Origin of the sequence: Lentzea cavernae (genome assembly GCF_014653695.1) — a bacterium.
GTDB classification, from domain to species: domain Bacteria; phylum Actinomycetota; class Actinomycetes; order Mycobacteriales; family Pseudonocardiaceae; genus Lentzea; species Lentzea cavernae.
In genome coordinates this window covers 540,137-564,422 of the sequence record NZ_BNAR01000002.1, presented here as the reverse complement: position 1 = coordinate 564,422, position 24,286 = coordinate 540,137, and the positions used below count along the sequence as shown (strand labels likewise).

Here is a 24,286-nt window from a genome sequence, read left to right as displayed (position 1 = left end):
GGGGTCCACCCCGACTTTCAGGTCGGGTCCTCCCGCCCGCTGGTTCCTACGGTGACTCCCATGATCCTCTGGGGTGCAGCGCTCACGCTGCTGGTGTCCACGTACATGGGCGAGGCGTCCCTTCCGGGCGTGGCGGTGGCGATCACCAAGGGGGACCAGGTGATCGCGGTCCAGACCTTCGGCCACGACTCCTCCGGAGCGCCGCTCACCGAGAACTCGAAGATGCCGATCGCCTCCGTCAGCAAGTCCTTCACGGCACTGGCCGTCCGCCGGCTCGCCGACGCGGGCGAGCTCGATCTCGACCGCCCGGTCTTCGGCTCGCGCGTCACCCCGCGCCACCTGCTCGCCCACAAGTCCGGCATCAGCGACAGCACACTGCCCGAGAAGAGCCTGCCGCAGCCCGACACTCCGGCTCAGGCCGTGGAACGGGCCCGGGAAGCCCTTGCCAAGGCCGTCCCCGACGACGAGTTCCGCTACACCAACACCAACTACCACCTGCTGGCACGACTGGTCGAGCTGGCGTCGGGCGAGAACTTCAACGCCTACCTGAAAACCCACGTCTTCGAACCGCTGGGCATGAACGACACCACGGCGATCGACGTGACCCCGAGGGACCTGCCACCCGACTACCGCAAGGGGTACGGCTACGCCTACGGGTTCTCGGTTCCGGTGACCGAGCCGCACCGGTTCGTCACCGGGTCGGACGGGGTGATCACGACCGCCGCCGACATGGCGAAGTGGCTGGCCGCGCAACCCGGGCTCGACCCGCGGGACGGCATGGGCTGGGACGCCGACCAGCAGGGACAGTTGCGGCACAGCGGGATCTGGTTCACGAGCACGGCCGGGCAGCTGCTGACGTCGTCCGGCCACGGGATCGCGGTCATGGCCAACAGCGGCGTCACGCTCGGCAACGAGGGCACCTACCTGCTGGAGAACGGGATCGCCGACCTCCTCGACGGCAAGGAGTCCAAGCCGGAGTCCCACCGGTTGCTGATCGACCTGGTCCTGGCGGCGCTGACCGCCCTCTCCCTCGGACTGAACATCCGTGCGCTGCGCAGGCCGCGCAGGTTCCCCAAGGCGTGGCAGGTGCTGAGGTTGGTTCCGCTCGGCGTGCTGCTGGCACTGCCCACGTTGCTGGGCCTGCTGTACGGCGGTGGGCGCGACATCACGTTCTTCCAGTTGGCGCACTATTCGCTGCCGCTTGTGGTGTGGTTGGCCGTGTCGGGCGGGATGAACCTGAGCGTGGCGGTGGTGCGGTGGAGGCGGTGAGGACGGCCGCGCTCGCGGGGTGCGTGGCGGCGGCGGTCGCGGTGTCGTTCGCCATGGACCAGAACGTTCCGGCGTGGACGGCCGCGGTGTGGGTGCCGTTGTTCGTGGTGTCGTTCCTGCTCGGGCGCCGCACGGCCTCGCACTGGCCAGCCCTGGTGCTGGCGGGCGGTGCGGTGGGAGGGCTGACCGGCCTGGCCCTGGTGGGGGCGGCGGTCGGGCTGCCGTGGTTCCTCGGGCGGGTCGCGCACCAGCAGGCCGCGCTGGCCGCCGCGGCCGTCGAGGCCGTTCACCTGCGCGAACGCACCCGGATCGCGCACGAGGTCCACGACACGCTCGGCCACGAGCTGAGCCTGCTGGCGTTGCGGGCGGGGGCGCTGGAGATGACGCTGCCCGTCGCGCACCAGGCCGCCGCCGCTCAGCTGCGGGAGACGGCGGCTGGCGCCACGGAACGCCTGTCGGAGCTGGTGTTCCTGCTGCGCGACGGTGATCCGCCCTCGGCCACCGACCTCCGGGACCTCGTCGACCGCGCGGTGAGAGCGGGGATGCGCGTCGAGTTCGAGGTGGACGGACCGGTTCCGTCCACAGTGGAACGCACGGTTCACCGCGTGGTGCAGGAGACCTTGACGAACGCCGCCAAGCACGCGCCGAAGTCGTTGCTGGAGCTGAAGGTCACGTCGGCGGACGGGGTGACGGTGGTGGAGGCGGGCAACGAGGCCGGGCGGCGCCGGGGCGCGGGCAGCCGGGTGGGGCTGGTCGCGTTGCGCGAACGGGTGCGGCTCGCCGGCGGTACCCTGCGCGTGAGCCGTGACGGCGGCAGGTTCGAGCTGGTCGCCGTGCTACCGCACTCGGGGGACTCGTGATCCGCGTACTGCTCGCCGACGACGAGACGATGGTCCGCGCCGGGGTGCGGGCGATCCTCGGCGCGGATCCGGGCATCGAGGTCGTGGCGGAGGCGTCGGACGGGCGCGAGGCGATCGACCTGGCGTTGAAGCACCGGCCCGACGTCGTGCTGCTGGACATCAGGATGCCGCGCCTCGACGGGCTGGAAGCGGCGGTAGAACTGGCGCGCCGGGGGTTCGGGGTGGCGATGCTGACGACGTTCAACGACGACGGCTACCTGGAACGGGCGCTGGACGGCGGCGCTCGTGGGTTCCTGCTGAAGTCCGGTGATCCGCGCGAACTGATCGCGGGCGTGCACGCGCTCGCGTCCGGAGGCGCCTACCTGGCGCCCAAGGTGGCGGCGCGGATGATCAGCAGGTTCCGCGGCGGCCGCACCGGACGGGCGCGAGCCCAGGTCGAGTCGCTGACCGCACGCGAACGCGACGTGCTGGCGTTGCTCGGCGAGGGCCTGTCGAACGCGCAGATCGCCCGCCGCCTCGACCTCGTCGAGGGCACGGTGAAGGGGCACGTGAGCGCGATCCTGGGCCGCCTGGGCGCGGAGAACCGCGTCCAGGCGGCGATCGTCGCCCACGAAGCGGGCCTTTAGGGCCTGTGTCGAAGTCTGATCCGCGACAGCCGGGCCCGAGGCGGCCCTGGCGGCACGGCCGGATGGCCCACGTACGACACCGGTACGCGGGCCATCCGGCCGCACCACCAGAAACCACCCCAAGCGCAACTCCCATCGAACCAGACTTCGACACAGGCCCTAGAAGGGGAAGTGGCCGTGCTCGCTCGCGACCGTGACCCAGCGGGTCGCGGAGAACGCCTCGATGCCCCACCGGCCGCCGAACCTGCCGTACCCGCTGGACTTCACGCCGCCGAACGGCGCCTGCGGCTCGTCGTCCACGGTCTGGTTGCCGACGTGCACGATGCCGGTCCGGATGCGTTGGGCGAGACCGAGACCGCGCCGCGAGTCCTCGGTGAGGATGCCCGCGGTGAGGCCGTGCTCGGTGTCGTTCGCGATGGCCACGGCCTCGTCGTCGTCGGCCACGGGCACCACGACGACGGCCGGGCCGAAGATCTCCTCCTGGAAGATGCGCATCGCGGGCGTGACGCCGTCCAGCACGGTCGCGCCGCCGTCGCCGCCCGCCCGCACCGAGGCGCCGTTCCGGACGGCGTCCTCCACCAGCGCCGCCACCCGTGAGGCGGCGCGCGGGTTGATCACCGGGCCGACCACGGTGCCGGGGTCGGCCGGGTCGCCGTGCGGCAGTGACGAGACCTTGGCGGCGAGCTTCGCGGTGAACTCCTCGGCGACCGAGCGGTGCACCAGGACGCGGTCGGTCGACATGCAGATCTGGCCCGCGTTGTGGAAGGCGCCGAACGTCGCCGCGTCGACCGCGTGGTCGAGGTCGGCGTCGTCGAGCACCAGCAACGAGTTCTTGCCGCCGAGCTCCAGCACGGCGGGCTTGAGGTGTTGCGCGGCAAGGGTTCCGACGATCCGGCCGACCTCGGTGGAGCCGGTGAAGTTCACGGCGCGCACGCGGGGGTCGGTGATCAGCGCCTCGGCGACCGCGGCGGCGTCCTCGGGAGCGTTCGTCACGACGTTGAGCACGCCCGCCGGCAGTCCGGCCTCGCGCAGCACGTCGGCGATGAACAGCCCGGCCGCGATCGGCGCGTCCTCGCTGGGCTTGAGCACCACGGTGTTCCCGGCGGCGAGAGGCGCGGCGACGGCCCGCGTGCTCAGGATGACCGGCGCGTTCCACGGCGCGAACGCCGCGACGACCCCGAGCGGCTCCCGGACGGCGAGCGACAGCTGGCCGGGCACCTCCGTGGTCAGCACCTCGCCGACGGGCTGCGTGACCGCGGCGGCCGCCTCGCGCAGGACGTTCGCCGCGAGCATCACGTTGAACCCGGCCCACCCGCCGACACCGCCGACCTCGCCGGCCATCAGCGCGACGACCTCGGGCGTCCTCGCCTCCAGCCCGTCCGCCGCCCGCAGCAGGATCTGGCGCTTCGCGGACGGCGACGTCGCCGCCCACGCGGGGAAGGCCTGCTCGGCGGCGTCGACCGCCCGCGTCACGTCCGCCGGCGACGCGGCGGCGACGACGGCGTGGACCTCCCCGGTGAACGGGTTGAGGTCGTCGGTGGTGCGGCCGTCGAGCGCCGGAACGCTGTCGCCGCCGATGAGGAGCTCACGAGTTTCGCCTGCCACGGTCCGGATTCAAGCGGTAGCGCACCCGCTCATCCAAGACCGGCTTCCGGTGGATGGAAACTCGGCTCCAACATCCGGGCGATGCCCCGGGCCGCCACCTGCAACGCCGCGACCAGTCGCGCCCGCACGTTGCGCAGGTCCGGCACCACGATCCCGAGCGCCGCGACCACGTGCCCCTCCACCTCGACCGGCACCGCCACGCTGCACGCCCCGAGCGTCATCTCCTCGAACGTCTGCGCGTACCCGTCGCGGCGGATCCGGTGCAGCTGCGCCCGCATCCGCCCCGGCTCGGTGACCGTGAACGCCGTGACCCTCGTCAGCCCGTGCGCGAGCACCTCCTCCTGCACCTCCGCGGGCGCGTGCGCGAGCAACACCTTCCCGACGCCGGTCGAGTGCAGCGGCAACCGGCTGCCGGTCGAGCTCACGATCGGCACCGAGGCGTGTCCGGACACCCGGTCGAGGTAGAGCACCTCGGTGCCCTCCCGCACGGCCAGGTGCACCACCGCGCGCGTGGCCGCGTGGATGTCGTGCAGGAACGGCTCCGCGACCCGGCTCAGGTCGACCTCGCCGACGGCCAGCAGTCCGAGCCGCCAGATCCGCCGCCCGATCACGTACTCGCCGGACTCGAGCCGCCGCACCGCGCCCCACTCCGAGAGCTCGGCCAGCAGCCGGTGCGTGGTGCTCACCGGCAGCCCGCAGCGCCGCGCGATGCCGCTCAGGGTCTGGCGGCGGTGCGCGCCGTCGAACGTGCCGAGCAACGACAGCAGCTTGGAGGAGACGGTGGCGGCCACCCCCGGGATTGTGCCCGGTTCACCTACGATCGGGCGGATGGCCGCGACACCGGAGGGAAGGCTGCGGGCCCTGCACAGGGCGCTCGCGGCGCACCCGGACGAGCCCGTGCTGTTCGCCGACCTGATCCGCGAGGTCTGGGGTGACGCCCCGCCGGCGGGCCCGCTGCCCGCGTTGCGCACGCTCGTGAAACGGCTGCGGCGCGCCATCCCGGACGAGATCGTCACGGACGCGTCCGGCTACCGGTTGAGGGTGCGCACGCCCGGTCCGTGCCAGCTGCCCGCCGACCTGCCGGACTTCGTCGGCCGCGAGCACGAGCTGGCCGACCTCGAACGGCGCGAGGGCGCCATCGCGATCACCGGGGCGCCCGGCGTCGGCAAGACCGCGCTGGCCGTGCGGCTCGCGCACCGGTTGCGGGAGCGGTACTTCGACGGCCAGCTGTACATGAACCTGCGTGCGTTCGCCCCGGGACCGCCGGTCACCGCGGAGCAGGCGCTCGGCGGGTTCCTGCGGGCGCTGGGCGTGCCCCAGGCGGCGATCCCGGCGGGCCTCGGCGCCCAGACCGAGCTGTACCGGCAGAAGCTCGACGGCAAGAAGGTGCTCGTCGTCCTCGACAACGCCGTCGAGGACCTGGCCGAACCGCTGCTGCCGGAGGAACCCGGCTGCCTCGCGATCACGACGAGCCGCCACGACCTGCCCGGCCAGCTGCGGCTCGACGTGCTGGGCGACGACGCCGCGCACGAGCTGCTGACGAGCATGCGCGTCGAAGGCTCGCCCGAGGAGCGCACCGAGCTCGTGCGGCTGTGCGCGCACCTGCCGCTCGCGTTGCGCATCGCCGGGGCGAACGTCGCGCACGGCCACATGGAGGACTACCTGCACGACCTGCGCGGCGACCGGCTGGACGTGCTGGAGATCGACGGCGACACCGCCGTGCGCGGCACGTTCGAGCTGTCCTACCGGGCGTTGAGCACCGGGGCCAAGCGCGTGTTCCGGCGGCTCGGCCTGCCGCCCGGCGCGGACATCGGGCTCGCCGCTGTCGAGGCGCTGACCGGCAGGGACCCCGAGCCGCAGCTCGGGGAACTGGTGAAGGCGGGTCTCGTCGACCACATCGGCGTCCGCTACCAGCTGCACGACCTCATCAGGCTGTTCGCCGCCGACGCCGCGGACGACGACGACCAGGCCGGGCTGCTCGCCCTGTACGGGTGGTACCTGAGGACGGCGCACAACGCCGTCCTGCAGATCGTGCCCGAGACCAGCCTCATGACCGAGCCGGACCTGGACGGCCCGGGCCTCGCGTTCACCGGCCGCGACGACGCGGGCGCGTGGTTGGAGCAGGAGCACTCGAACCTGGTGGCGGCCGTGCTGGGCGCGCCCTCGCCACTGGCCCAGCAACTCGCCGACGTGCTGCGGATCCACCTGCTCGTCGGCCGGTTCGAGAGCGAGAAGGCACTGGTGTTCCGCACCGGCCTGCGGGTCGCGCGGGAGGCGGGCGACCTCGACGGGCAGTGCGCCGCGCTGTACGGGCTGGGCATGTCCGCGTGGACCCGCGGCGAGTACGACGACGCGCTCGGCCACCTCGACGAGGCGCGGCGGTACGCCAGGACGCCGTTCGCGCTCGCGTCGATCGGCAACGCCGCCGGGCTCGTGCACCTGGAGAAGGGCGAGACGCAGCAGGCGGAGGAGAATCTCCAGGCGGCACTGGAGATCCGGCGGGAACTCGACGACCAGCGCGGGGTCGGCAGCGCGCTGATGAACCTCGGCATCGTCGCCGGGACGCGGGGCGACCTGCGCACGGCCGCCGGGTACTTCCAGGAGTCCAAGGACATCGGCGAACGGCACGGGCTGCTCAACCAGGTCGCGATCGCGCTCGACAACCTCTCGGTGGCCCACTTCGAGCTGGGCGACCTGGACCGGGCCCTGGCGTCGAGCGTCGAGTCGGTGGAGCTGCACACCGGCCAGGACCAGAAGCGGGCCCTCGCCAACGCGCTGGCGAGCCTCGCCCGCATCCACGCCGAGCGCGGCGAGGTCGCGGAAGGACTGACGGCCGCCCGCAGGTGCTTCGACGTCGCGGAGGAGGCCGAACACCCCAAGGCGCGCATCGACTGCCTGGTCGCGATGGCCGTGCTGGAGCCGGGGAACGCCGAGCGGCACGCGACGGACGCCACCGACCTCGGTCGCAAGATCGGCTACGGGCCCGGCGTGATCACCGCGTCGATCCTGCTCGCCCGCGCCACCGGGTCGGTCGGGCTGATCGACGAGGTGCTCGGCACCATCGAGGAGACCGACAGCCTCATGGACCAGTCCCGCGCGTTGCTCGTCCGCGCGCAGATCACCGGGTCCGTCCACACGGCACAGGAGGCGCTCGCCGCTGCTGAGCGGCGCGGTCAGGGAAAAGTCGCTTCGGACGTGCGGGAGTTGCTGGTAACACTGGGCGCGTGACGTTTCTCGGTGAGGGCTGGGACAGCACGGCCGTCCTGGTCGGCGGGCGCTGGGTGGAGCGGCGGCCGCGCCGTCCGGAGATCGGGCCGCAGCTCGTGCGCGAGTCGGTGGTGATGCCGTGGCTCGCGCCCCTGCTGCCGCTGCCCGTCCCGGTGCCGGTCGTCGTGTCGCACGACCCGGTGGTGGTGCGGCACGAACTGGTGCCGGGGGAGGAACTGACGTCTCCCGGCGCCGTTCAGGGCCGTCAGCTGGGGGAGTTCCTGCGGGCCCTGCACGCCGCACCCGTGAGCGAGGCGGTCGCCAGGGGCGCTGGCCCGAGGCCGTTGCCGGTGGAGCGGTTCCGGGCCGAGGTGGACGTGCCCGGCGGCGAGGAGCTGCTGGCGAAGATCGCCGGACTGCCCGCCGACACGCTCGTCCACGGTGATCTCGGGCCCGATCACGTGCTGGGCCGCGACGGCGTGCTGACCGGCGTGATCGACTTCGGCGACCTGCACGTCGGTGACGCGGCGATCGACCTCGCGTGGGCGCTGCACTGCACCCCGCCGGAGTTCGCCGACGCGGTGGCCGAGACGTACGGGGTGACGGACGAACTGCGCGAGCGGGCGCTGGTGTGGCATCAGCTCGGGCCGTGGCACGAGGTCCTGCACGGCAACGACCTCGGTGATCCGGAGATCGCGAAAATTGGGCTGGCTGGAGTACAGGAGAGGCTCAAAACCTGGGTAACCCCGCGCTAACAGCCACTTGTCAGGAGGATGAGATGCCTTGGGTTCGCGAACACCGTCGTAGCAAGCCTTACAGCTGGTTCGGCTCGACCCGGGTCCGCAGGCACTACCGCAAGCCGCAGGGTGCGATGTGGATCCCGATCGTCCTCGCGATCCTCCTGATCGTCCTGCTCATCGCCATCTTCTGAGGGTAGGGTCGGGGCCATGGGACAGTTGGGTGAGTTGTTCCCGGGCCCCAAGGTCCGCCGCGAGGCGACGGACGCGGGCACCGGCGAGGACTACGAGGAGACCGGACCGCTCGACCTCACGGCGGGCGCGGTGCGCCTGAGGCCTCGGCCGAAGCCCGCGCCGCAACCGGAGAGCGCCGACAGCACCGAGTGATCACCGGCACTATCCTTGCCCGGTGCTCGCCGGTCTGCTGTTCCTGATCCCCGCCACCTTCTTCGTCTACGGGGTGGTGCGCGACCGCCGTCGCCTGAGCAACGCCGTCTGGCTCGGCGTCACCCTGGTGATGCTGCTGCTGTTGTTGCTGGAGGCCGGGCAGGACAACCCGGTGGTCAGCCTGCCGTTGCTGCTCGCCTTCGTGGCGGCGGTATTAGGTCTGCTGCTACTCCCGCTGGCGTTGCTCGCCAACGGCGTGGTGATGGTGCGCCGCGAGGGCCGCTCGCTGGGCAACCTGCTGTCGTTGCTCGCGGGCCTTGCCCTGCTCGGCGAGATGGCCTACTTCGCGTGGGGCATCACCCAGCCCAACGACTGGGTCCGCGGGTCCGCCATCGGCCTGTTCCTGGTGTCGGCGTACATCGCCTTTCTGTTCGTGAGCCTGCTGTTGTACTCGGTGATCTACGGCCGCACGGGCCGCCGTCACGGGTTCGACGGCATCGTGGTGCTCGGCGCCGGCCTGATCGGGGACCGGGTGCCGCGGCTGCTCGCGAACCGCCTCGACCGCGCGATGCGGCTCTACCACCGCGACCGCGAGGCCGGCCGGTCACCCGTGATCGTCGTGTCGGGCGGGAAGGGCGACGACGAGCAGGTGTCCGAGGCGTTCGCGATGCGCCGGTACCTGCTCGAGCGCGGCGTGCCCGACGAGGACGTCGTGATGGAGGACCAGGCGACCACGACGGAGGAGAACCTCCGCTACAGCAAGGCGTTGCTCGCCGAACGGGGTCTCAACGGCCGGGTCGTCGCGGTCACGAACAACTACCACGTGTTCCGCACCGCCGTGCTGTCGCGCAAGCAGGGCCTGCGGTTGCAGGTCATCGGCGCCCCCACGGCCTGGTACTTCGTGCCGAGCGCGTTCCTGCGGGAGTTCGTGGCGCTCCTGGTGCGCAACCCCGTCGTGCACGCCCTGGCGTGCCTCGTGCTGATGGCGGGCGGTCTCGCGCTGACGCAGATCGGTTAGCCCACGGGTCTCGTCCGCGACAGCCGCGGACGAGACCCGCAGGACAGCGGTCAGCCCAGGAGCGCCTTCATCTCGGCGATCTCCCGCTGCTGCCCTTCTAGGACGGCCTGGGCGAGCTTCCGGGTCTTCTCGTCCTCACCCCGCTGGAGCGCGGTCCGCGCCATCTCGACCGCGCCCTCGTGGTGCTCGATCATCATGCGGAGCCAGAGCCGGTCGAACTCCTGGCCGGTGGACTTCTCCAGTTCCGCCATGTCGCCGTGGCTCATCATCCCGGCCGTGTCATGGCCTTCGTGGTCCTCCTGCGCGGCACCCCACTGCTGGAGCCACTCGTTCATCTGAGCGATCTCGGGTCCTTGGGCCTTCTCGATGCGCTGTGCGAGGTCGCGGACCTCGCTGTCGCTGCTGCGGGACGGCACGAGCTTCGCCATGTCCAGCGCCTGCTGGTGGTGGGGGACCATCTCCTGGGCGAACGTGACGTCGGCAGCGTTGTTCGCGGGACTGCCGCAGGCGCTCAACACGAGCATTCCGACGACAGCCCCGATGAGGGACTTCTTCACGGGTTCCTTCTTCTCTCCGCGGTTGTGGACAGTGCTGAGTGGACTGGCGAACTCAGTTCCGCAGCACGCAGAGAGTCGTGAGGAGTCGTCTTCCGCCCGGTGGCGGACGTTGAGGTGCGCTCAGCGGCGTTCGGGTCTGCGCCGCCGGGAGCAGGGGGAGTGCCGTCCGGACCAGGAACCAGCCGACCAGTGCGACGGCCGCGGCGACCAGGACCGCCAGGCACAGGTGCAGAAGATCGTGGTCGTGCGGCTGCTCCTGGTGGTGCGAGACCGCGTGCCCGGCATGCGGGACCTCCGCCGCCGAGACGTGGTGCATACCGGCGACGGCGAACACGAGCGCGCCCAGCAGCACCCACTGGGTGAGCCGGCGCCTCGTCATGCGGCCCACCCTACGACGGCAGGGCTTGATACGGGTACCCCCTAGGGGTATCGTCCGTCGGCATGGACCACCACTCTCCCGCGAGCCTGACCAGGCAGGCGATCTCCGCGACGCTGCACTGCCTCACCGGCTGCGCCATCGGCGAGGTGCTCGGCATGGTCATCGGCACGGCGCTGGGCTGGGGCAACCTCGCCACCGTCGTGCTCGCCGTGGTGCTCGCGTTCGTCTTCGGCTACTCGCTGACGATCCGCCCGGTGCTGCGCTCGGGCCTCGCGTTCAAGGCGGCCCTCGGGGTGGCCCTGGCGGCGGACACCGTGTCGATCGCGGTCATGGAGGTCGTCGACAACGCGGTGATGCTGCTGGTGCCCGGCGCGATGGACGCCGGGCTCGCGAACTGGGTGTTCTGGGCGGCGCTGGTGTTCTCGCTCGCCATCGCGTTCGTGGTGACGGTGCCGGTGAACCGCTGGATGATCTCGCGCGGCAAGGGCCACGCGGTCGTCCACCAGCACCACCACCACTGAGTGGTGTGACTCAGGACGTTGACGGCGTATCCGCGCTCAGCGGTGTGTGGCGCGGCACCGCCCCCACGCCCTCGTGCGTCCAGTACGAGGGCGCGGGGCGGCACCACGACACACCCCTTTGAACACGAATGCACCACCACTGACGCGCCGGCTCAGGCGCGGGTGAAGCGCATGACCCAGTTCTGCTCCCAGGTCTCGCCGCCGTCGTAGGAGAACTGCTGCTGCCAGAGGGGCTCCTCGCCGACGGTCCAGTCGAAGCGCACCTTCACCGCGTGCCCGCCGACCTCGTCGTCGCCGAGGAACACGCCGTGCCCGTCGGTGAAGCGGCCCTCGAGCGGCGGGTCGAGCTTGCCCGGAGCACGGGTGGAGGCCCACCAGATGCGCCAGACGTCGGCGGCCGGGTCGTACTGGCGCAGGGTCATGCCCTCCCAGTCCTCGGCGAAGACGCTGTCGATGATCGCCGCGCCGCCCAGCAGCGGTCTGGCCTCGGCGCTGGTCTCGAACTCGACCCAGTCGGTGCCGCGACCGGCGATGTCGGCGATCTTGCGGTTGGCCACGCGCCACCGGCCGTGGAGGAAGTCGAAATCGTTTGCACTCATGGGACAGGACGCTAAACCGATTCACTGACACCCTTTGTCAGTGATCGAGTATTGACGAAAGGTCTGGACCATTTTACGGTTCCCGGCAGTGGCCGCCGCCCTAGCCAGGAGGTCCTTCCCTTGCGACTGCTCGCCAGAGTGGTTCCGGTGCTAGCCCTGCTAGCCGGGACCGTGATAGCTGTGACCAACGCGCCGACCGCAGCCGCAGCCCACCAGGACTGCCGGCCGGACGGCCTCTACTCCACGCCGGGTGTCGAGGTGCCGTACTGCACCGTCTACGACACGGCCGGCCGCGAGACCATGGGCGACAAGTCCAGACGTGTGATCGGGTACTTCACCAGCTGGAGGACCGGCAAGAACGGTCAGCCCGGGTACCTCGCCAAGGACATCCCCTGGAACAAGGTCACGCACCTGAACTACGCGTTCGCGCACATCGACGGCCAGAACAAGATCTCGGTCGGTGACAACAACGCGAACAACTCGTCCATCGGCATGGAGTGGCCGGGCGTCCCCGGCTCCGAAATGGATCCGTCGCTGCCCTACAAGGGGCACTTCAACCAGCTCACCAAGTTCAAGAAGCAGCACCCGAACGTCAAGACGCTGATCTCGGTCGGCGGCTGGGCGGAGACCGGCGGGTTCTTCAACGCGGACGGCTCGCGCAACGCGTCGGGCGGTTTCTACAAGCTCGGCCAGAACCAGGCGGCGATCGACACGTTCGCCGACAGCACCGTGGAGTTCCTGCGCAAGTACGGCTTCAACGGCGCTGACATCGACTACGAGTACGCGACGTCGAACAACCACGCCGGCAACCCGGACGACTTCTGGATCTCCAACGCCAACCGCGGCACGCTGTGGGCCGGCTACCAGGCGATCATGAAGACGCTGCGCGAGAAGCTCGACCGCGCCGGTGCCGCCGACGGCAAGCACTACATGCTGACCGCCGCCGTGCCCGCCTCGGGCTGGCTGCTGCGCGGCCAGGAGGCGTACCAGGTCACCAAGTACCTCGACTACCTCAACGTCATGAGCTACGACCTGCACGGCTCGTGGAACCAGTTCGTCGGCCCGAACGCCGCTCTCTACGACGACGGCAAGGACGGCGAGCTCTCGGCCGGTGGCGTGTACACGGCTCCGCAGTACGAGGGCATGGGCTACCTCAACACCGACTGGTCCTACCACTACTACCGCGGCGCGATGCAGGCCGGACGCATCAACATCGGCGTGCCGTTCTACTCGCGCGGCTGGCAGGGCGTCACCGGTGGCACGAACGGCCTGTGGGGCAAGGCCCCGCTGCCGAACCAGTCGCAGTGCCCGCCCGGCACCGGCTCGTCGGTCGGCTCGACCACCCCGTGCGGCAACGGCGCGGCCGGCATCGACAACATCTGGCACGACGTCACCGCGGGTGGCGCCGAGGTGCCGTCCGGCGTGAACCCGTTGTGGCACACGAAGAACCTCGAAGCCAAGATCACCGGCTCCTACGGTTCGCAGTACGGCCTCGACCCGGTCAACGACCCGACCGACCGCCTCACCGGCACCTACACGCCGTACTACGACTCGACCCTGAAGTCGCCGTGGCTGTGGAACAACGACAAGAAGGTGTTCCTCTCCACCGAGACCGAGCAGTCGATCGCGGAGAAGGCCAAGTACGTCAAGGACAAGGGCCTCGGCGGCATCATGATCTGGGAGCTCGCCGGCGACTACGGGTTCGACTCCGCGAAGAACGAGTACTTCATCGGCGACACGCTGCTGTCGACCATCAACACCGGCCTCAACGGGTCCGCCCCCTACGGCAACCTGAAGGCCACGACGCAGCAGACCCAGTCGCTGGCGGTCGACGTCGACGTGTACGGCTTCGCGTTGGGCGACAACAACTACCCGATCACGCCGAAGATCAAGTTCACCAACCGGTCGAACGTCACGATCCCCGGCGGCACGAAGATCGCGTTCGACTACGGCACCAGCGCGCCGGGCAGCATGGGCGACCAGTCGGGCTTCGGCCTGAAGGTCGTGTCGAAGGGGCACAGCGGGTCGAACGTCGGTGGTCTGAAGGGCGACTTCCAGAAGGCGGAGCTCACGCTGCCGTCGTGGCAGTCGCTCGCACCGGGCGCGTCGATCGACGTGACGGTCAGCTACCAGCTGCCGATCTCGACGCCGTCGAACTTCGTGTTCACGTTCGGTGGCCAGTCGTACGCGATCTCGGCCGACCACCCGCGCGTCGGGGGCGGCAACCCGCCGACCTCCACGTCCACGTCCACCACCACCTCCACCACGACTACGACGACCACCACCACGACGACCACCACCACCACCACGCCGCAGACCTGTTCGCTGCCCGCCTGGGACCGCGGCAAGGTCTACACCGGCGGCAACGAGGTGTCGCACAAGGGCCGCAAGTGGCGGGCCCAGTGGTGGACGACGGGCGAGGAGCCCGGCACCACCGGCGAGTGGGGCGTCTGGCGTGACCAGGGTGCCTGCTAGTTCTCGCTGAGCCAGCGATCTGCCAGGCGCGGGCCTTAGGCTGTCCGTCGTGACCGCCCAAGACCCGCGCCTGCAGGAACTGCTCCTGCTCCGCAAGGTCCGAGACAGGATCGACCGCGACTACCGGCAACCGCTGGACGTCGCGGCGCTGGCCCGCGGCGTGCACCTGTCCGCGGGCCACCTGTCCCGCGCCTTCCGGGCCGCGTTCGGCGAGTCCCCCTACAGCTACCTCATGACCCGCCGCATCGAGCGCGCCATGACCCTGCTGCGCCGGGGCGACATGTCCGTCACCGACGTCTGCTTCGAGGTCGGCTGCACCTCGCTCGGCACCTTCAGCACCCGCTTCTCCGAACTGGTCGGCATGTCCCCGAGCCAGTACCGCAAGACCGCGGCCACCGACGGCCAGGGCATTCCGAACTGCCTGGCCAAGGCCGTGATGCGGCCGATCAGGAATCGAGAAGCGGGCACCGGCTCCTCCGATTAGGTTGACCGCCATGTCAGTCATCATCGCCGCGGCCTTCCTCCCCGCAGACGACCCCGAGAAGTCACTGGGCTTCTTCCGCGACGCACTCGGCTTCGAGGTCCGCCAGGACGTCGGCCAGGGCACCATGCGCTGGATCACCGTCGGCCCGCCCGGCCAGCCCGAGACGGGCATCGTCCTGCACCCGCCCGCCGCGGACCCCGGTGTGAGCGACGAGGAACGCCGCACCATCGCCGTGCTCATGGCCAAGGGCGTGTACACGGCCCTGTCCCTGGCCACCAAGGACCTGCAGGGCACGTTCGACCGCGCACGGGCGTGGGTCGAGTCCTCCGGGGCGGGCGAGGTGCTGCAGGAGCCGGAGGACCAGCCCTGGGGGGTGCGGGACTGCGCGTTCCGCGATCCGGCCGGGAACCTGGTGCGCGTCAACCAGCTGTGAGGGTGGAGCCGGGCGCGGCGTAGCCGACGGGCCCGCCGTACCGGGCCGAGGCACGGGCGACCGCTTCCCGTGGGGACAGGAAGCGGCCCACGTGCGTGACGACCAGCCGTTCCGCCCCCGCCGCGGAAGCCGTGCCGCCCGCGTCCTCGGGCGTGTGGTGCACCGCGTCCGGAACCTCGGCCGCGCTCTCGGCCTCGCACAGCAGCACGTCGGTACCGCTCGCCAGTGCCGTGAGGTTCGGGCACGGAGCGGTGTCGCCGGAGTAGGTCAGCGATCGCCCCGCCGCCTCGACGCGCACCCCGAAGGCCGGGATGCCGTGCTCGACCGCGGCGGTCGTCAACAGCATCGAGCCGACCACGGCCTCGTGGCCGTCGTGCAGTTCGGTGATCGCGAACGCGTCCTCGACAGGGCTGCGCACCGGACCGTTGGTGAGGAATCCGGCGAGACGAGCGGCGATGCCGGGTGGGCCGTACAAGGGCACGGGTGGGCGTGAGACGTCCGCGAACAGCAGCGCGTAGTAGGCCGTCAGGAGGTCCGCGCTGTGGTCCGCGTGCAGGTGGGAGATCCAGATCGCGTCCAAGTCCTCGAGCCGGGTGTGGCGTTGCAACGGGCCGAGCGTGCCGGTGCCCGCGTCCATCCACACGCGAGTGTCGTTGTGCGACACCAGATAGCCCGAGCAGGGGTTGTCCACGCTCGGGTAGGGCGTCGCGCACCCGAGCACGGTCAGGCTGAGGTCCATCGGTTCACCGTGACAGGTACCTTGACCGCGTGGAAGAGCCCGTGTGGAACGAGTGGCGGCGGCCCGGTCCGACGCACGCCCAGCGGCGGCGCGACATCGGCATCGCCGTGCTCGTGCTGCTGTGCGCGGTCGAGGTCACCGTGCTGGTCAACAGCATGGGCGCCTACGTGTTCCGGGATCCGCCGGGGCTGCTCGCGCAGCTCGCGTGGGTGGTGGCGCTGTCCGCGCCCCTGGTCGTGCGCCGCCGGTACCCGCTGGCCGTGATGCTGGTGGTGTCCGCGCTGTTCATCGCGGCGCAGGTGAACCGGGCGGGCGACACGCTGGTGCCGTCGGCGATCCTCTTCCTCGCGATCTACACGGTCGGCGCGTGGGAGCGGAACCGCCGCCTCGCGCGGTGGTCCCGCATCGCCGTGATCGCCTCGATGTTCCTGTGGCTCGGGTTCAGCCTCGTGCGCGCCCTGCTCGGACCGAAGGGGGAGTTCAAGGACGCCGCCGGGCCGATCGATCCGGTGCTCGCGTCCGTCCTCTACGGACTGGAGTTCAACATCTTCTTCTTCCTCCTCGCCTACGTGGTGGGGGAGATGGCGTGGTCCGGCGCCCGGCGGCGGGCGCAGCTGGAGTTCCAGGCCGAGGAGCTGCGGCGGTCGCAGGAGCAGAACACCCGTGGCGCGATCGCGGCCGAACGGATGCGCATCGCCCGCGACCTGCATGACGTCGTGGCGCACCACGTGTCCGTCATGGGGATCCAGGCCGGTGCCGCGCGGCGGGTCCTCGACTCCGATCCCGTCATGGCCCGTGACGCGCTGCAGACCGTCGAACAGACCGCCCGCACCGCGATCAACGAGCTGCGCGGGTTGCTCGGCGTGCTCCGGGCGGACATGGACACCGACCTCAAGGCCGCGCCCGGGCTGGACGACCTGCCGGAGCTGTTCGAGAACGCACGCTCAGCCGGGCTGGAGGTGTCGCACGGCGTGTATGGCGACGTGCGCGAGGTGCCGTCCGGCGTCGCGTTGTCGGCGTATCGGGTCGTGCAGGAGGCACTCACGAACGTGGTGAAGCACGCCGAGGCGCGGCACGTTGACGTCCGGATGCGATACCTGGACAGCGCGCTGGAACTGGAGATCGCCGACGACGGCCGTGGCCGTGCGGTGTCCACGAGCTCGGGTTTCGGGCTTGTCGGGATGCGGGAGAGGTTGGCCGTGCACGGCGGTTCGCTGGAGGTGGGCCCACGGCGTGACGCGGGCTATCTCGTTCGTGCGTCGCTGCCGACGGCAACGGAGGAGAAGGCATGAGCCTGCGAGTGGTGCTGGCCGACGACCAGGACCTGGTCCGCGCCGGCTTCCGGGTCATCCTCGGCACCGAGCCCGGCATCGAGGTGGTCGGGGAGGCGGGCGACGGCGCCCAGGCCGTCGAACTCGTCGCGGAACTGCGCCCCGACGTCGTGCTGATGGACGTCCAGATGCCGCGCATGGACGGCCTGCAAGCCACCCGCCACATCCTTTCCGCAGGTCACGGCACCCGTGTGGTCATCCTGACGACGTTCGACCGCGAGGACTACCTCTTCGAGGCGCTGCAGGCGGGCGCCAGCGGTTTCCTCCTCAAGAACGCCTCGCCGGAAGACCTCGTGGAGTCCGTGCGCGTCGTCGCGCGCGGGGACGCGTTGCTCTCGCCCGAGGTGACGCGACGGGTGATCGCGCGCTTCAGCACAGCGCCTAGGGAACGCACGAGGCCACCGGAGCTCACGGACCGTGAGTTCGAGGTGCTGGTCGAACTCGCCAAGGGCGCCTCGAACGCGGAGATCGCAGCCGCGCTTCACCTGGGGGAGACCACCGTGAAGACCCACGTGTCACGGGTGCTCACGAAGCTCGGTCTGCGCGACCGCACGCACGCCGTGGTGTTCGCGTACGAGAGAGGGATCGTCACGCCCGGCGGTTGAGTACGCAATCTGACGTACGCGAGATCAGAACGTGAGCGGATGATGCCGCCCCTCGTGGTGACGAGAGTAAGACGCGACACCACAAGAGAGGGAGAGCGATGGCTACCACCCGCAAGCTCAGCGGCCGCGCCCGCAAGGCCGTGCTGCTCGTGCACGTCCTGTCCGCGGCGGCGTGGCTCGGCATCGACCTCGCGCTGGGAATCCTCGTCGTGGTCGCACTGTCCACTGAGGACGCCGGTACCGCGGGCGTCGCGATCCAGGCGGTCGACCTCTTCGCGATCTGGCCGATGTTCGGCGCCAGCGTCGTGTGCATGATCTCCGGCGTGGTGCTCGGCCTCGGCAGCAAGTACGGCCTGGTGCGGTACTGGTGGGTCGCGACCAAGCTCGTGCTGAACGTCGGCATGTCGCTGCTGATCGCGTTCGCACTGCGGCCCGGTGTGGCCGAGGCGGCGCGCATCGGGCAGCGGATGCTCGCGGGCGACCCGGCCGCGGTGATCCCGTCCGGGATCCTGCACCCGGTCGTGGTCGCGCCGTCGTTGTTGCTGTTCGCCTACTTCCTGTCCGTGTTCAAGCCGTGGGGGCGGATCCGCAGGTCAGCGGAACCAGTCGAGCGCCAGCGCGGCGACCTCGTCGGGGCGGTCTAACTGCAGGAAGTGCCCGCCGCCCGCCACCACCTCGACCCGTGAACCGGGAGCGAGGCCCGTGGCGGCGCCGGCGTAGTTGTCCGGCGTGATGCACCCGTCGTCCGCCCCGGCGAGCACCAGCATCGGGATCTCCGCGGGCTTCTCCGCGAGTGGCGCCAGGCCGGCCAGCGCCGGGTCGTGCAGCGACCGGTCGAAGTTCGCGCGGTACAGCTTGAGCGCGTTCGCCCTGATCGCCGGGTCCGCGTACATCTCCGTGACGTGGGCGGGCACCTCCAGCCCAGGCGACCAGGTGCGCCACAGGTAACTGATCAGCTTGTCGTTCAGCAGCTCCTCGGCCACACCGGGCACCTGGAACAGGAACAGGTAGAAGAAGCGTTGCTGCTGCTCGGGTTCGTCGAAGATCCGGCGCAACGTCGCGGGCGGCGGCACCGACATCGTGATCACCCGGCGGACCAGGTCGGGCCGGGTCGCCGCGAGACGCCCCGCCACCCCCGCCCCGATGTCGTGCCCGATCACGTCGAGCGGTTCGCCGGACAGCGCCGCGTTCACGGCGGCGGCGTCCGCGGCCAGCGTCAGCCCGTCACCGAACGGCATGGCGTCCACCGTCGAGGTGTGGTGCCCGCGCAGGAACGGTGCCACCACCCTGCGTCCCGCGGCGACCAGGCGTTCGGCGAGCGGCCCGAACGACGCCGGGTGGTCGGGGAAACCGTGCCAGCACACGACGATCGGCCCGTCACCCGCGGCCAGCGCCGGGACGTCGAGCCGCTCGGTGCGGATGACGATCTCGTCGAACCGCATCAGAAGTCCACCCTCATCACGAAACGCCGCTTGGTCGGGTGCGTCACCTGCACGAACCCGGCCTCCTCGAACACCTGCCGCGCGCCCACGTGCATCTCGCCCCACGTCACGTTCTGCCCCGGCGCGGCGATCATCGGATACGCCTCGACAGCCCGGGCTCCGTGCTTGCGCGCGTGCTCCACGGTCGCCGCCGCCAGCTCGTACGTGAGCCCCTGCCTGCGGAAGCCCTTGCGCACCACGAAACACGTCACGGCCCACACGCCGTCGTCGTCCTTGTCCTCGGAACGACCCTTCCACGGGACGGGCATGCCGAGCAGCTTCGCGTAGCCGCACCGCGGCTCGACCGCCACCCACCCGGCGGGCTGGTCGTCCACGTAGGCCACCAGCCCGCTGCCGCGCGCCGACTGCTCCTCGTGGGCGGCGACGCGCTCGTCGAGCGTCGAGTCGCGCCAGATCCAGCCCCGCACCTTGTAGCGCTGGCAGTGGCACTTGCCGGGCTCGGAGCCGTCGAAGATCGCGTCGACGTCCTCCCACGGCACCTCGTCCGACGGCACGATGCGGATCACGTCGGCCAGACTAGAGCTGTTGCGTAATGTTGACCGGGTTTCCGTCCGGATCGAGGACGTGCGCGACCCGCTGGCCCCACGGCATGTCGTTCGCGGGCCCCAGCACGCGCCCACCGGTCGCCTCGACCAGCGGCAGCAGTGCGTCGACGTCCTCCACGTCGATGCTCAGCGTGATCCGTGCCGGCGCGGAGACGTCCGCGTCCTCGGCCACGAGCCCCAGCTCGGCGTCACCGATCCGCAGCGTCTTGTAGAAGACGGGTCCGTCCTCCGGGTACCGGTGCACCTCGACGGCGCCGAACACGCCTGAGTAGAACCCCTGCACCCGGTCCAGGCCGGGCGTCACGATGATGGGCTGGATCGCCATGGACTTCCTCCAGAAACTAGTCGTCCGAAGAGGTACGGAGCAGCGGCCTGGAACTCATCGGTGACAGCGGGCCGAACAACGGCAGCAGCTCCTCGACGTTCAGGAAGGTCGTGCTCGCGGTGACCAACCCCTCCCGCACGTCGAGGAACACCAGCCCGAACGGCCGGTCCATCCCGGGCCGCATCTGCCAGAACGCCGGCGACCCGTTGGCCCGCACCGGCACCAGCCACGCACCGGCGCAGGAGGCCTGAGGATCGCTCAACGCCACCGAGATAGGCCCGCGCCCGCGCAGCCACCAGCTGAACGGCGGCATCGACATCGTCGCGTCCTCGTGCAGCAACGCCACGAGCGTGTGAACGTCGTGCCGCTCGAACGCCTCGCAGTACCGGCTCAGCAACGACTTCTGCACCGGGTCGTCGACGTCGAGCGGCGTGCCGACGTCCACGACCCGCAGCGTCGCCCGAGCCCGTTGCAACGCGCTGTTCACCGACGCGACCGAAGTGGACAGCAGCGCGGAGACCTCCGAAGCCTGCCACGCCAGCACATCGCGCAGGACCAGCACGGCTCGCTGGCGGGGCGGCAGGTGTTGCAGCGCGGCCACGAACGCCAGGCGGACGGTCTCGCGGCGGATCGCCTGGTCCTCCGGCAGCACCAGGGCGTCCGGCACGGGCTGGACGAAGGCGTTCTCCAGCAGGGGAGCGCCGAGTTCGCCGCCGGACGGGCCCAGGTCGACGGCCAGGGCGCGGCGCTGGGTGCTGCGCTGCATGTCGATGCAGATGTTCGTGGCGATGCGGTAGAGCCACGTCCGCAGCGATGCGCGTGAGGAGTCGTAGGTGTCGAACGCCTTCCATGCGCGCACGAGTGTTTCCTGCACGGCGTCCTCGGCCTCGAAGCCGGAGCCGAGCATGCGGTAGCAGTAGCCGGTCAGCTCGATCCGGAACGGCTCCAGCGCCTCGATCACGCACTGGACCCTACGCGGACCGATGAGTTCCCGTCGGCCGGTCCGTACACCGGCACATGACCGAAGACATCCGCGCCGCGATCGCGGCGGAACGGCGTGACCAGGTGGAGCTCCTCGAGGGCCTCACCGAGGACCAGTGGGACGCGCCGAGCCTGTGTGCGGGCTGGACCACCAGGCACGTCGTCGCGCACACGACGCTGCCGTTCCGCTCCAGCGGGACCAGGGTGGTCCTGGAGATCCTGAAGTCGGGCGGCCGGTTCAACCACGCCTCCGACCGCATGGCCCGCAAGGACGCCCGGCTCCCGGCGAAGGACCTGCTCGACTCCCTGAAGGCCAACATCGACCACCCGTGGACGCCTCCTGGCGGCGGACCGGCCGGCGCGCTGTCCCACGACGTCATCCACGGCCTGGACATCACGGTCGCGCTCGGCCTCGACCGGACGGTGCCGCACGACCGGCTCAAGGTGATCCTCGACGGCATGACACCGGCCAACGTCAAGTACTTCGGCGCCGACCTGGCCGGCAAGCGCCTGGAGGCCACCGACCTGGACTGGACGTTCGGGGAGGGCAGGCCGGTCAGGGGACAGGCCCAGGACCTGTTGCTGCTGGTCTGCGGGCGGACGCTGCCGCCGGGGCGGCTCAGGTGACCGACTCGCGCACCCGCGTGGTCGCCTCGGTCGTCGCCTCCAGGAAGCGCGCGACCACCTGACGGTCCTCCGGGCTCAGCCGCTCCCAGGCCGAGGCGTACTCGCGGGCCAGCGGCTGGAAGAACGTGGAGGCCAGCGCCGTCGCCGCCGAGAGCACCCGCAGCTCGACGCGGCGGCGGTCCTCCGGGTCGCGTTCGCGCGTCACGTGCCCGGCGCGCTCCAGGCGGTCCAGCACGGACGTCGTCGCGGACGCGCTGAGGTTCAGCGCCTTCGCCAGCGTGCCGGGTGTCATCGGGGCCGTCATGATGAGGTTCAGCGCTGTCATGTCCGTGGGATGCAACTGGTGGGCCGCGCTGAAGATCTCGAGGAACCGGTTCGACTCCATCACCAGTGTGCGCAGCATCATGCTCAGCTCGTAGTCGGTTGCATCGCTCACGATCACAGCTTACTGTTTCGACCATCGAAACGTTCGACGATCGAAGGAATATCTGATGCGCGTCCTGGCCTGGGTCCTCCTCGTCGTCTGGCTGGCCCTGGGCGGCTTCACCGGGCCGTACTCGGGCAAGCTGTCGGAGGTCTCGGAGAACGACAGCAGCGCGTTCCTGCCGAACTCGGCCGAGTCCACACAGGTCGCCGAGCTGCAGAAGAAGTTCCAGCGCGAGCAGGCCATCCCGGCGATCGTCGTCATCGAACGGTCCGGCGGGCTGACCGAAGAGGACCGGCGCTACCTCACCGACCAGGCGAAGGGCTTCCAGGCCTCGCCGGTGATCCCCGCGCCGGACGGCAACGAGGCCGCGCAGGTCGTCCTGCTGCTCGACCCGGCGAAGGACGTCAAGGACTCGGTCTTCCAGATCCGCGACAGCACCCGTTCCGCGCCCGAGGGGCTGACGGTGCTGGTCACCGGCCCGGCCGCGCAGGTCGCGGACCTCGTGGAGGCGTTCGGCGGGATCGACGGCCTGCTGCTGCTCGTCGCGGGCGCCGTCGTCGCGCTGATCCTGCTCGTCGTCTACCGCAGTCCGCTGTTGCCCGTGGTGGTGCTGGTGTCGGCGGTGTTCGCGCTCGGCCTGGCCAGTTTCGTGGTGTACCTGCTGGCGAAGAACGACGTGCTGGCGTTGAACGGCCAGAGCCAGGGCATCCTGTCGATCCTGGTGTTCGGCGCCGCGACGGACTACGCGTTGCTCCTCGTGTCGAGGTTCCGCGAGGAACTGCGCGACACCCAGGACAAGGTCGCGGCCATCAAGACCGCCTGGCGCGGCACGATCGAACCGATCGCGGCGTCCGCCGGCACGGTGATCCTCGGCGTGCTGTGCCTGCTGTTCAGCGACCTCGACTCCAACAAGGGCCTCGGGCCGGTCGCGGCCATCGGCATCGGTGCCGCCCTGCTGACCACCATGACGTTCCTGCCGGCGGCGCTCGCGCTGCTCGGTCGCGGCGCCTTCTGGCCGTTCGCCCCGAAGTTCGGCTCCGAGCACCCCGAGACGAGCGGGCTCTGGGGCCGCGTCGCGAACCTGGTGCGCCGCAAGCCGCGCGCCATCTGGATCGTCACGACGCTCGTGCTGCTCGCGGGCGCCGCGTTCCTGCCGCAGCTCAAGGCCTCCGGCACGGCGCAGTCCGACGTGTTCCTGACGCCGGTGGAATCCGTTGCGGGACAAGAGGTGCTGTCCCGGCACTTCCCCGGCGGCACCGGCTCGCCGACCGTGATCATCGCTTCCGAGAGCAAGACCGCCGAGGTCGTGCAGAAGGCCAAGGTGGACGGTGTCGCGGACGTGCGGCCTTCCGGCACGGCCGATGGGCTCGTGCGCATCGAGGCCACGCTGCAGGACGCGCCGGACTCCGACGCCGCGGTCGAGGCCGTGCAACGGCTCCGCGCGGCCGTGGACGGGATCGACGGCACCAAGGTCGGCGGGCCGACCGCGACGCTGCTCGACACCAGGACGACGTCCGAGCACGACCGGATGCTGATCATCCCGATCGTGCTGGTCGTGATCTTCCTGATCCTGGCGTTGCTGCTGCGCTCGTTGCTGGCGCCGTTGCTGCTGATCGCGACCGTGGTGCTGTCGTTCGCGGCCACGATGGGCGTGTCCGCGCTGGTGTTCAACCACGTCTTCGACTTCCCGGGCGCCGATCCGGTGGTGCCGCTATTCGGGTTCGTGTTCCTCGTGGCGCTGGGAATCGACTACAACATCTTCCTGATGACCAGAGTTCGCGAGGAGACGCGGGAACTCGGCACGGTCGACGGCACGATCAGGGGCCTCAGCCTGACCGGCGGCGTGATCACGTCCGCGGGCGTGGTGCTGGCGGCGACGTTCGCGGCGCTGGCCGTGCTGCCGATCCTGTTCCTGACGCAGATCGCGTTCATCGTGGCGTTCGGCGTGCTGCTGGACACGTTGCTGGTGCGGTCGTTGCTCGTGCCGGCGCTGTCGGTGGACATCGGCGGCCGGATCTGGTGGCCGTCGAAGCTCAGGTGAGCCAGG

Annotated in this window: 28 protein-coding genes; 17 read left to right on the top strand and 11 right to left on the bottom strand. The window is 70.6% G+C overall.

Annotated elements, in window-relative coordinates; all coding sequences use genetic code 11:
- The first annotated feature begins 60 nt into the window (after positions 1–60).
- Genes IE307_RS08570 through IE307_RS08560 form a run of 3 tightly spaced genes read left to right on the top strand, consistent with a single transcriptional unit; the run spans position 61 to position 2,755 of the window.
- Positions 61–1,269, top strand: a complete 1,209-nt coding sequence (locus IE307_RS08570; RefSeq protein ID WP_191297306.1) for a serine hydrolase domain-containing protein — start codon at positions 61–63, stop codon at positions 1,267–1,269.
- Positions 1,257–2,129 (top strand): sensor histidine kinase, encoded by an 873-nt coding sequence (locus tag IE307_RS08565; protein ID WP_191297305.1) that lies wholly within the window; start codon positions 1,257–1,259, stop codon positions 2,127–2,129. The genes IE307_RS08570 and IE307_RS08565 overlap by 13 nt, the downstream gene beginning before the upstream one ends.
- The gene (locus IE307_RS08560; protein ID WP_191297304.1) at positions 2,126–2,755 is read left to right on the top strand and encodes a response regulator; all 630 of its coding nucleotides are present in this window, start codon (positions 2,126–2,128) and stop codon (positions 2,753–2,755) included. Before IE307_RS08565 ends, IE307_RS08560 begins: the two co-directional genes overlap by 4 nt.
- A 159-nt stretch (positions 2,756–2,914) precedes the next feature.
- Here IE307_RS08560 and IE307_RS08555 read toward each other — a convergent pair whose 3' ends face one another.
- Together IE307_RS08555 and IE307_RS08550 are read right to left on the bottom strand one after the other, a co-directional pair.
- Positions 2,915–4,360, bottom strand: a complete 1,446-nt coding sequence (locus tag IE307_RS08555; RefSeq protein ID WP_191297303.1) for an aldehyde dehydrogenase family protein — start codon at positions 4,358–4,360, stop codon at positions 2,915–2,917.
- A gap of 29 nt (positions 4,361–4,389) precedes the next feature.
- Positions 4,390–5,151: an IclR family transcriptional regulator gene (locus IE307_RS08550; protein ID WP_229904528.1), complete on the bottom strand. Its 762-nt coding sequence runs from the start codon at positions 5,149–5,151 to the stop codon at positions 4,390–4,392.
- 37 nt (positions 5,152–5,188) lie between these two features.
- Between IE307_RS08550 and IE307_RS08545 the strand changes: the two genes are divergently transcribed.
- Genes IE307_RS08545 through IE307_RS08525 form a run of 5 tightly spaced genes read left to right on the top strand, consistent with a single transcriptional unit; the run spans position 5,189 to position 9,709 of the window.
- The gene (locus IE307_RS08545) at positions 5,189–7,588 is read left to right on the top strand and encodes a tetratricopeptide repeat protein (protein WP_229904527.1); all 2,400 of its coding nucleotides are present in this window, start codon (positions 5,189–5,191) and stop codon (positions 7,586–7,588) included.
- A complete protein-coding gene (locus tag IE307_RS08540; protein ID WP_191297301.1) occupies positions 7,585–8,322 on the top strand; it encodes a phosphotransferase in 738 nt (245 codons plus the stop codon). Before IE307_RS08545 ends, IE307_RS08540 begins: the two co-directional genes overlap by 4 nt.
- Positions 8,323–8,345: 23 nt before the next feature.
- Positions 8,346–8,498: a hypothetical protein gene (locus IE307_RS08535; protein WP_191297300.1), complete on the top strand. Its 153-nt coding sequence runs from the start codon at positions 8,346–8,348 to the stop codon at positions 8,496–8,498.
- 16 nt (positions 8,499–8,514) lie between these two features.
- Positions 8,515–8,691: a hypothetical protein gene (locus IE307_RS08530; RefSeq protein WP_191297299.1), complete on the top strand. Its 177-nt coding sequence runs from the start codon at positions 8,515–8,517 to the stop codon at positions 8,689–8,691.
- 22 nt (positions 8,692–8,713) lie between these two features.
- A complete protein-coding gene (locus IE307_RS08525) occupies positions 8,714–9,709 on the top strand; it encodes a YdcF family protein (RefSeq protein ID WP_191297298.1) in 996 nt (331 codons plus the stop codon).
- 50 nt (positions 9,710–9,759) lie between these two features.
- Here IE307_RS08525 and IE307_RS08520 read toward each other — a convergent pair whose 3' ends face one another.
- Both IE307_RS08520 and IE307_RS08515 read right to left on the bottom strand, forming a co-directional pair.
- Positions 9,760–10,266: a DUF305 domain-containing protein gene (locus IE307_RS08520; RefSeq protein ID WP_229904526.1), complete on the bottom strand. Its 507-nt coding sequence runs from the start codon at positions 10,264–10,266 to the stop codon at positions 9,760–9,762.
- Between the two features lie 52 nt (positions 10,267–10,318).
- A complete protein-coding gene (locus IE307_RS08515; RefSeq protein WP_229904525.1) occupies positions 10,319–10,645 on the bottom strand; it encodes a hypothetical protein in 327 nt (108 codons plus the stop codon).
- Positions 10,646–10,707: 62 nt separating this feature from the next.
- Here IE307_RS08515 and IE307_RS08510 point away from each other — a divergent pair, with 62 nt between their 5' ends.
- On the top strand, positions 10,708–11,166 hold the full coding sequence (locus IE307_RS08510) for a DUF4396 domain-containing protein (RefSeq protein ID WP_191297297.1): 459 nt from the start codon (positions 10,708–10,710) through the stop codon (positions 11,164–11,166).
- 152 nt (positions 11,167–11,318) lie between these two features.
- On the opposite strand, the gene IE307_RS08505 is transcribed toward IE307_RS08510, so the two are convergent.
- Positions 11,319–11,765 (bottom strand): hypothetical protein, encoded by a 447-nt coding sequence (locus IE307_RS08505; RefSeq protein WP_191297296.1) that lies wholly within the window; start codon positions 11,763–11,765, stop codon positions 11,319–11,321.
- A gap of 180 nt (positions 11,766–11,945) precedes the next feature.
- Between IE307_RS08505 and IE307_RS08500 the strand changes: the two genes are divergently transcribed.
- From IE307_RS08500 to IE307_RS08490, 3 genes are read left to right on the top strand one after another with little or no spacing between them, the layout of a single operon-like run.
- Complete coding sequence (locus tag IE307_RS08500) at positions 11,946–14,240, top strand: glycosyl hydrolase family 18 protein (protein WP_229904524.1); 2,295 nt, start codon at positions 11,946–11,948, stop codon at positions 14,238–14,240.
- A 49-nt stretch (positions 14,241–14,289) separates the two neighbouring features.
- Positions 14,290–14,724: a helix-turn-helix transcriptional regulator gene (locus IE307_RS08495; protein ID WP_191297295.1), complete on the top strand. Its 435-nt coding sequence runs from the start codon at positions 14,290–14,292 to the stop codon at positions 14,722–14,724.
- A gap of 10 nt (positions 14,725–14,734) precedes the next feature.
- Entirely contained in the window at positions 14,735–15,157 is a 423-nt protein-coding gene (locus tag IE307_RS08490) for a VOC family protein (RefSeq protein ID WP_191297294.1), read from the top strand.
- Here IE307_RS08490 and IE307_RS08485 read toward each other — a convergent pair.
- Positions 15,144–15,896, bottom strand: coding sequence for an MBL fold metallo-hydrolase (locus IE307_RS08485; RefSeq protein WP_191297293.1), 753 nt, complete (start codon positions 15,894–15,896; stop codon positions 15,144–15,146). The genes IE307_RS08490 and IE307_RS08485 overlap by 14 nt on opposite strands.
- A gap of 29 nt (positions 15,897–15,925) precedes the next feature.
- Between IE307_RS08485 and IE307_RS08480 the strand changes: the two genes are divergently transcribed.
- The 3 genes from IE307_RS08480 to IE307_RS08470 all read left to right on the top strand — a co-directional run bounded on the left by IE307_RS08480 (position 15,926) and on the right by IE307_RS08470 (position 18,476).
- Complete coding sequence (locus IE307_RS08480; RefSeq protein ID WP_229904523.1) at positions 15,926–17,188, top strand: sensor histidine kinase; 1,263 nt, start codon at positions 15,926–15,928, stop codon at positions 17,186–17,188.
- Positions 17,185–17,832, top strand: a complete 648-nt coding sequence (locus IE307_RS08475; RefSeq protein WP_191297292.1) for a response regulator — start codon at positions 17,185–17,187, stop codon at positions 17,830–17,832. The genes IE307_RS08480 and IE307_RS08475 overlap by 4 nt, the downstream gene beginning before the upstream one ends.
- Positions 17,833–17,930: 98 nt before the next feature.
- Complete coding sequence (locus tag IE307_RS08470) at positions 17,931–18,476, top strand: hypothetical protein (protein WP_191297291.1); 546 nt, start codon at positions 17,931–17,933, stop codon at positions 18,474–18,476.
- Here IE307_RS08470 and IE307_RS08465 read toward each other — a convergent pair.
- Genes IE307_RS08465 through IE307_RS08450 form a run of 4 tightly spaced genes read right to left on the bottom strand, consistent with a single transcriptional unit; the run spans position 18,426 to position 21,165 of the window.
- Positions 18,426–19,274 carry an alpha/beta fold hydrolase gene (locus IE307_RS08465; protein WP_191297290.1) on the bottom strand — a complete coding sequence of 283 codons (849 nt, stop codon included), beginning with the start codon at positions 19,272–19,274 and terminating at the stop codon, positions 18,426–18,428. The two genes, IE307_RS08470 and IE307_RS08465, sit on opposite strands and share 51 nt — an antisense overlap.
- Entirely contained in the window at positions 19,274–19,840 is a 567-nt protein-coding gene (locus IE307_RS08460; protein WP_191297289.1) for a GNAT family N-acetyltransferase, read from the bottom strand. Before IE307_RS08460 ends, IE307_RS08465 begins: the two co-directional genes overlap by 1 nt.
- 10 nt (positions 19,841–19,850) lie before the next feature.
- On the bottom strand, positions 19,851–20,204 hold the full coding sequence (locus IE307_RS08455) for a VOC family protein (protein ID WP_191297288.1): 354 nt from the start codon (positions 20,202–20,204) through the stop codon (positions 19,851–19,853).
- A gap of 16 nt (positions 20,205–20,220) precedes the next feature.
- On the bottom strand, positions 20,221–21,165 hold the full coding sequence (locus tag IE307_RS08450) for an RNA polymerase subunit sigma-70 (RefSeq protein ID WP_191297287.1): 945 nt from the start codon (positions 21,163–21,165) through the stop codon (positions 20,221–20,223).
- A gap of 56 nt (positions 21,166–21,221) precedes the next feature.
- On the opposite strand from IE307_RS08450, the gene IE307_RS08445 reads away from it, so the two are divergent.
- Positions 21,222–21,812, top strand: coding sequence for a maleylpyruvate isomerase family mycothiol-dependent enzyme (locus IE307_RS08445; RefSeq protein ID WP_191297286.1), 591 nt, complete (start codon positions 21,222–21,224; stop codon positions 21,810–21,812).
- Here the strand turns inward: IE307_RS08445 and IE307_RS08440 are convergent.
- Positions 21,805–22,248: a MarR family winged helix-turn-helix transcriptional regulator gene (locus IE307_RS08440; protein WP_308436341.1), complete on the bottom strand. Its 444-nt coding sequence runs from the start codon at positions 22,246–22,248 to the stop codon at positions 21,805–21,807. The genes IE307_RS08445 and IE307_RS08440 overlap by 8 nt on opposite strands.
- Positions 22,249–22,303: 55 nt before the next feature.
- Between IE307_RS08440 and IE307_RS08435 the strand changes: the two genes are divergently transcribed.
- A complete protein-coding gene (locus tag IE307_RS08435) occupies positions 22,304–24,280 on the top strand; it encodes an MMPL family transporter (RefSeq protein ID WP_191297285.1) in 1,977 nt (658 codons plus the stop codon).
- Positions 24,281–24,286: the final 6 nt, after the last annotated feature.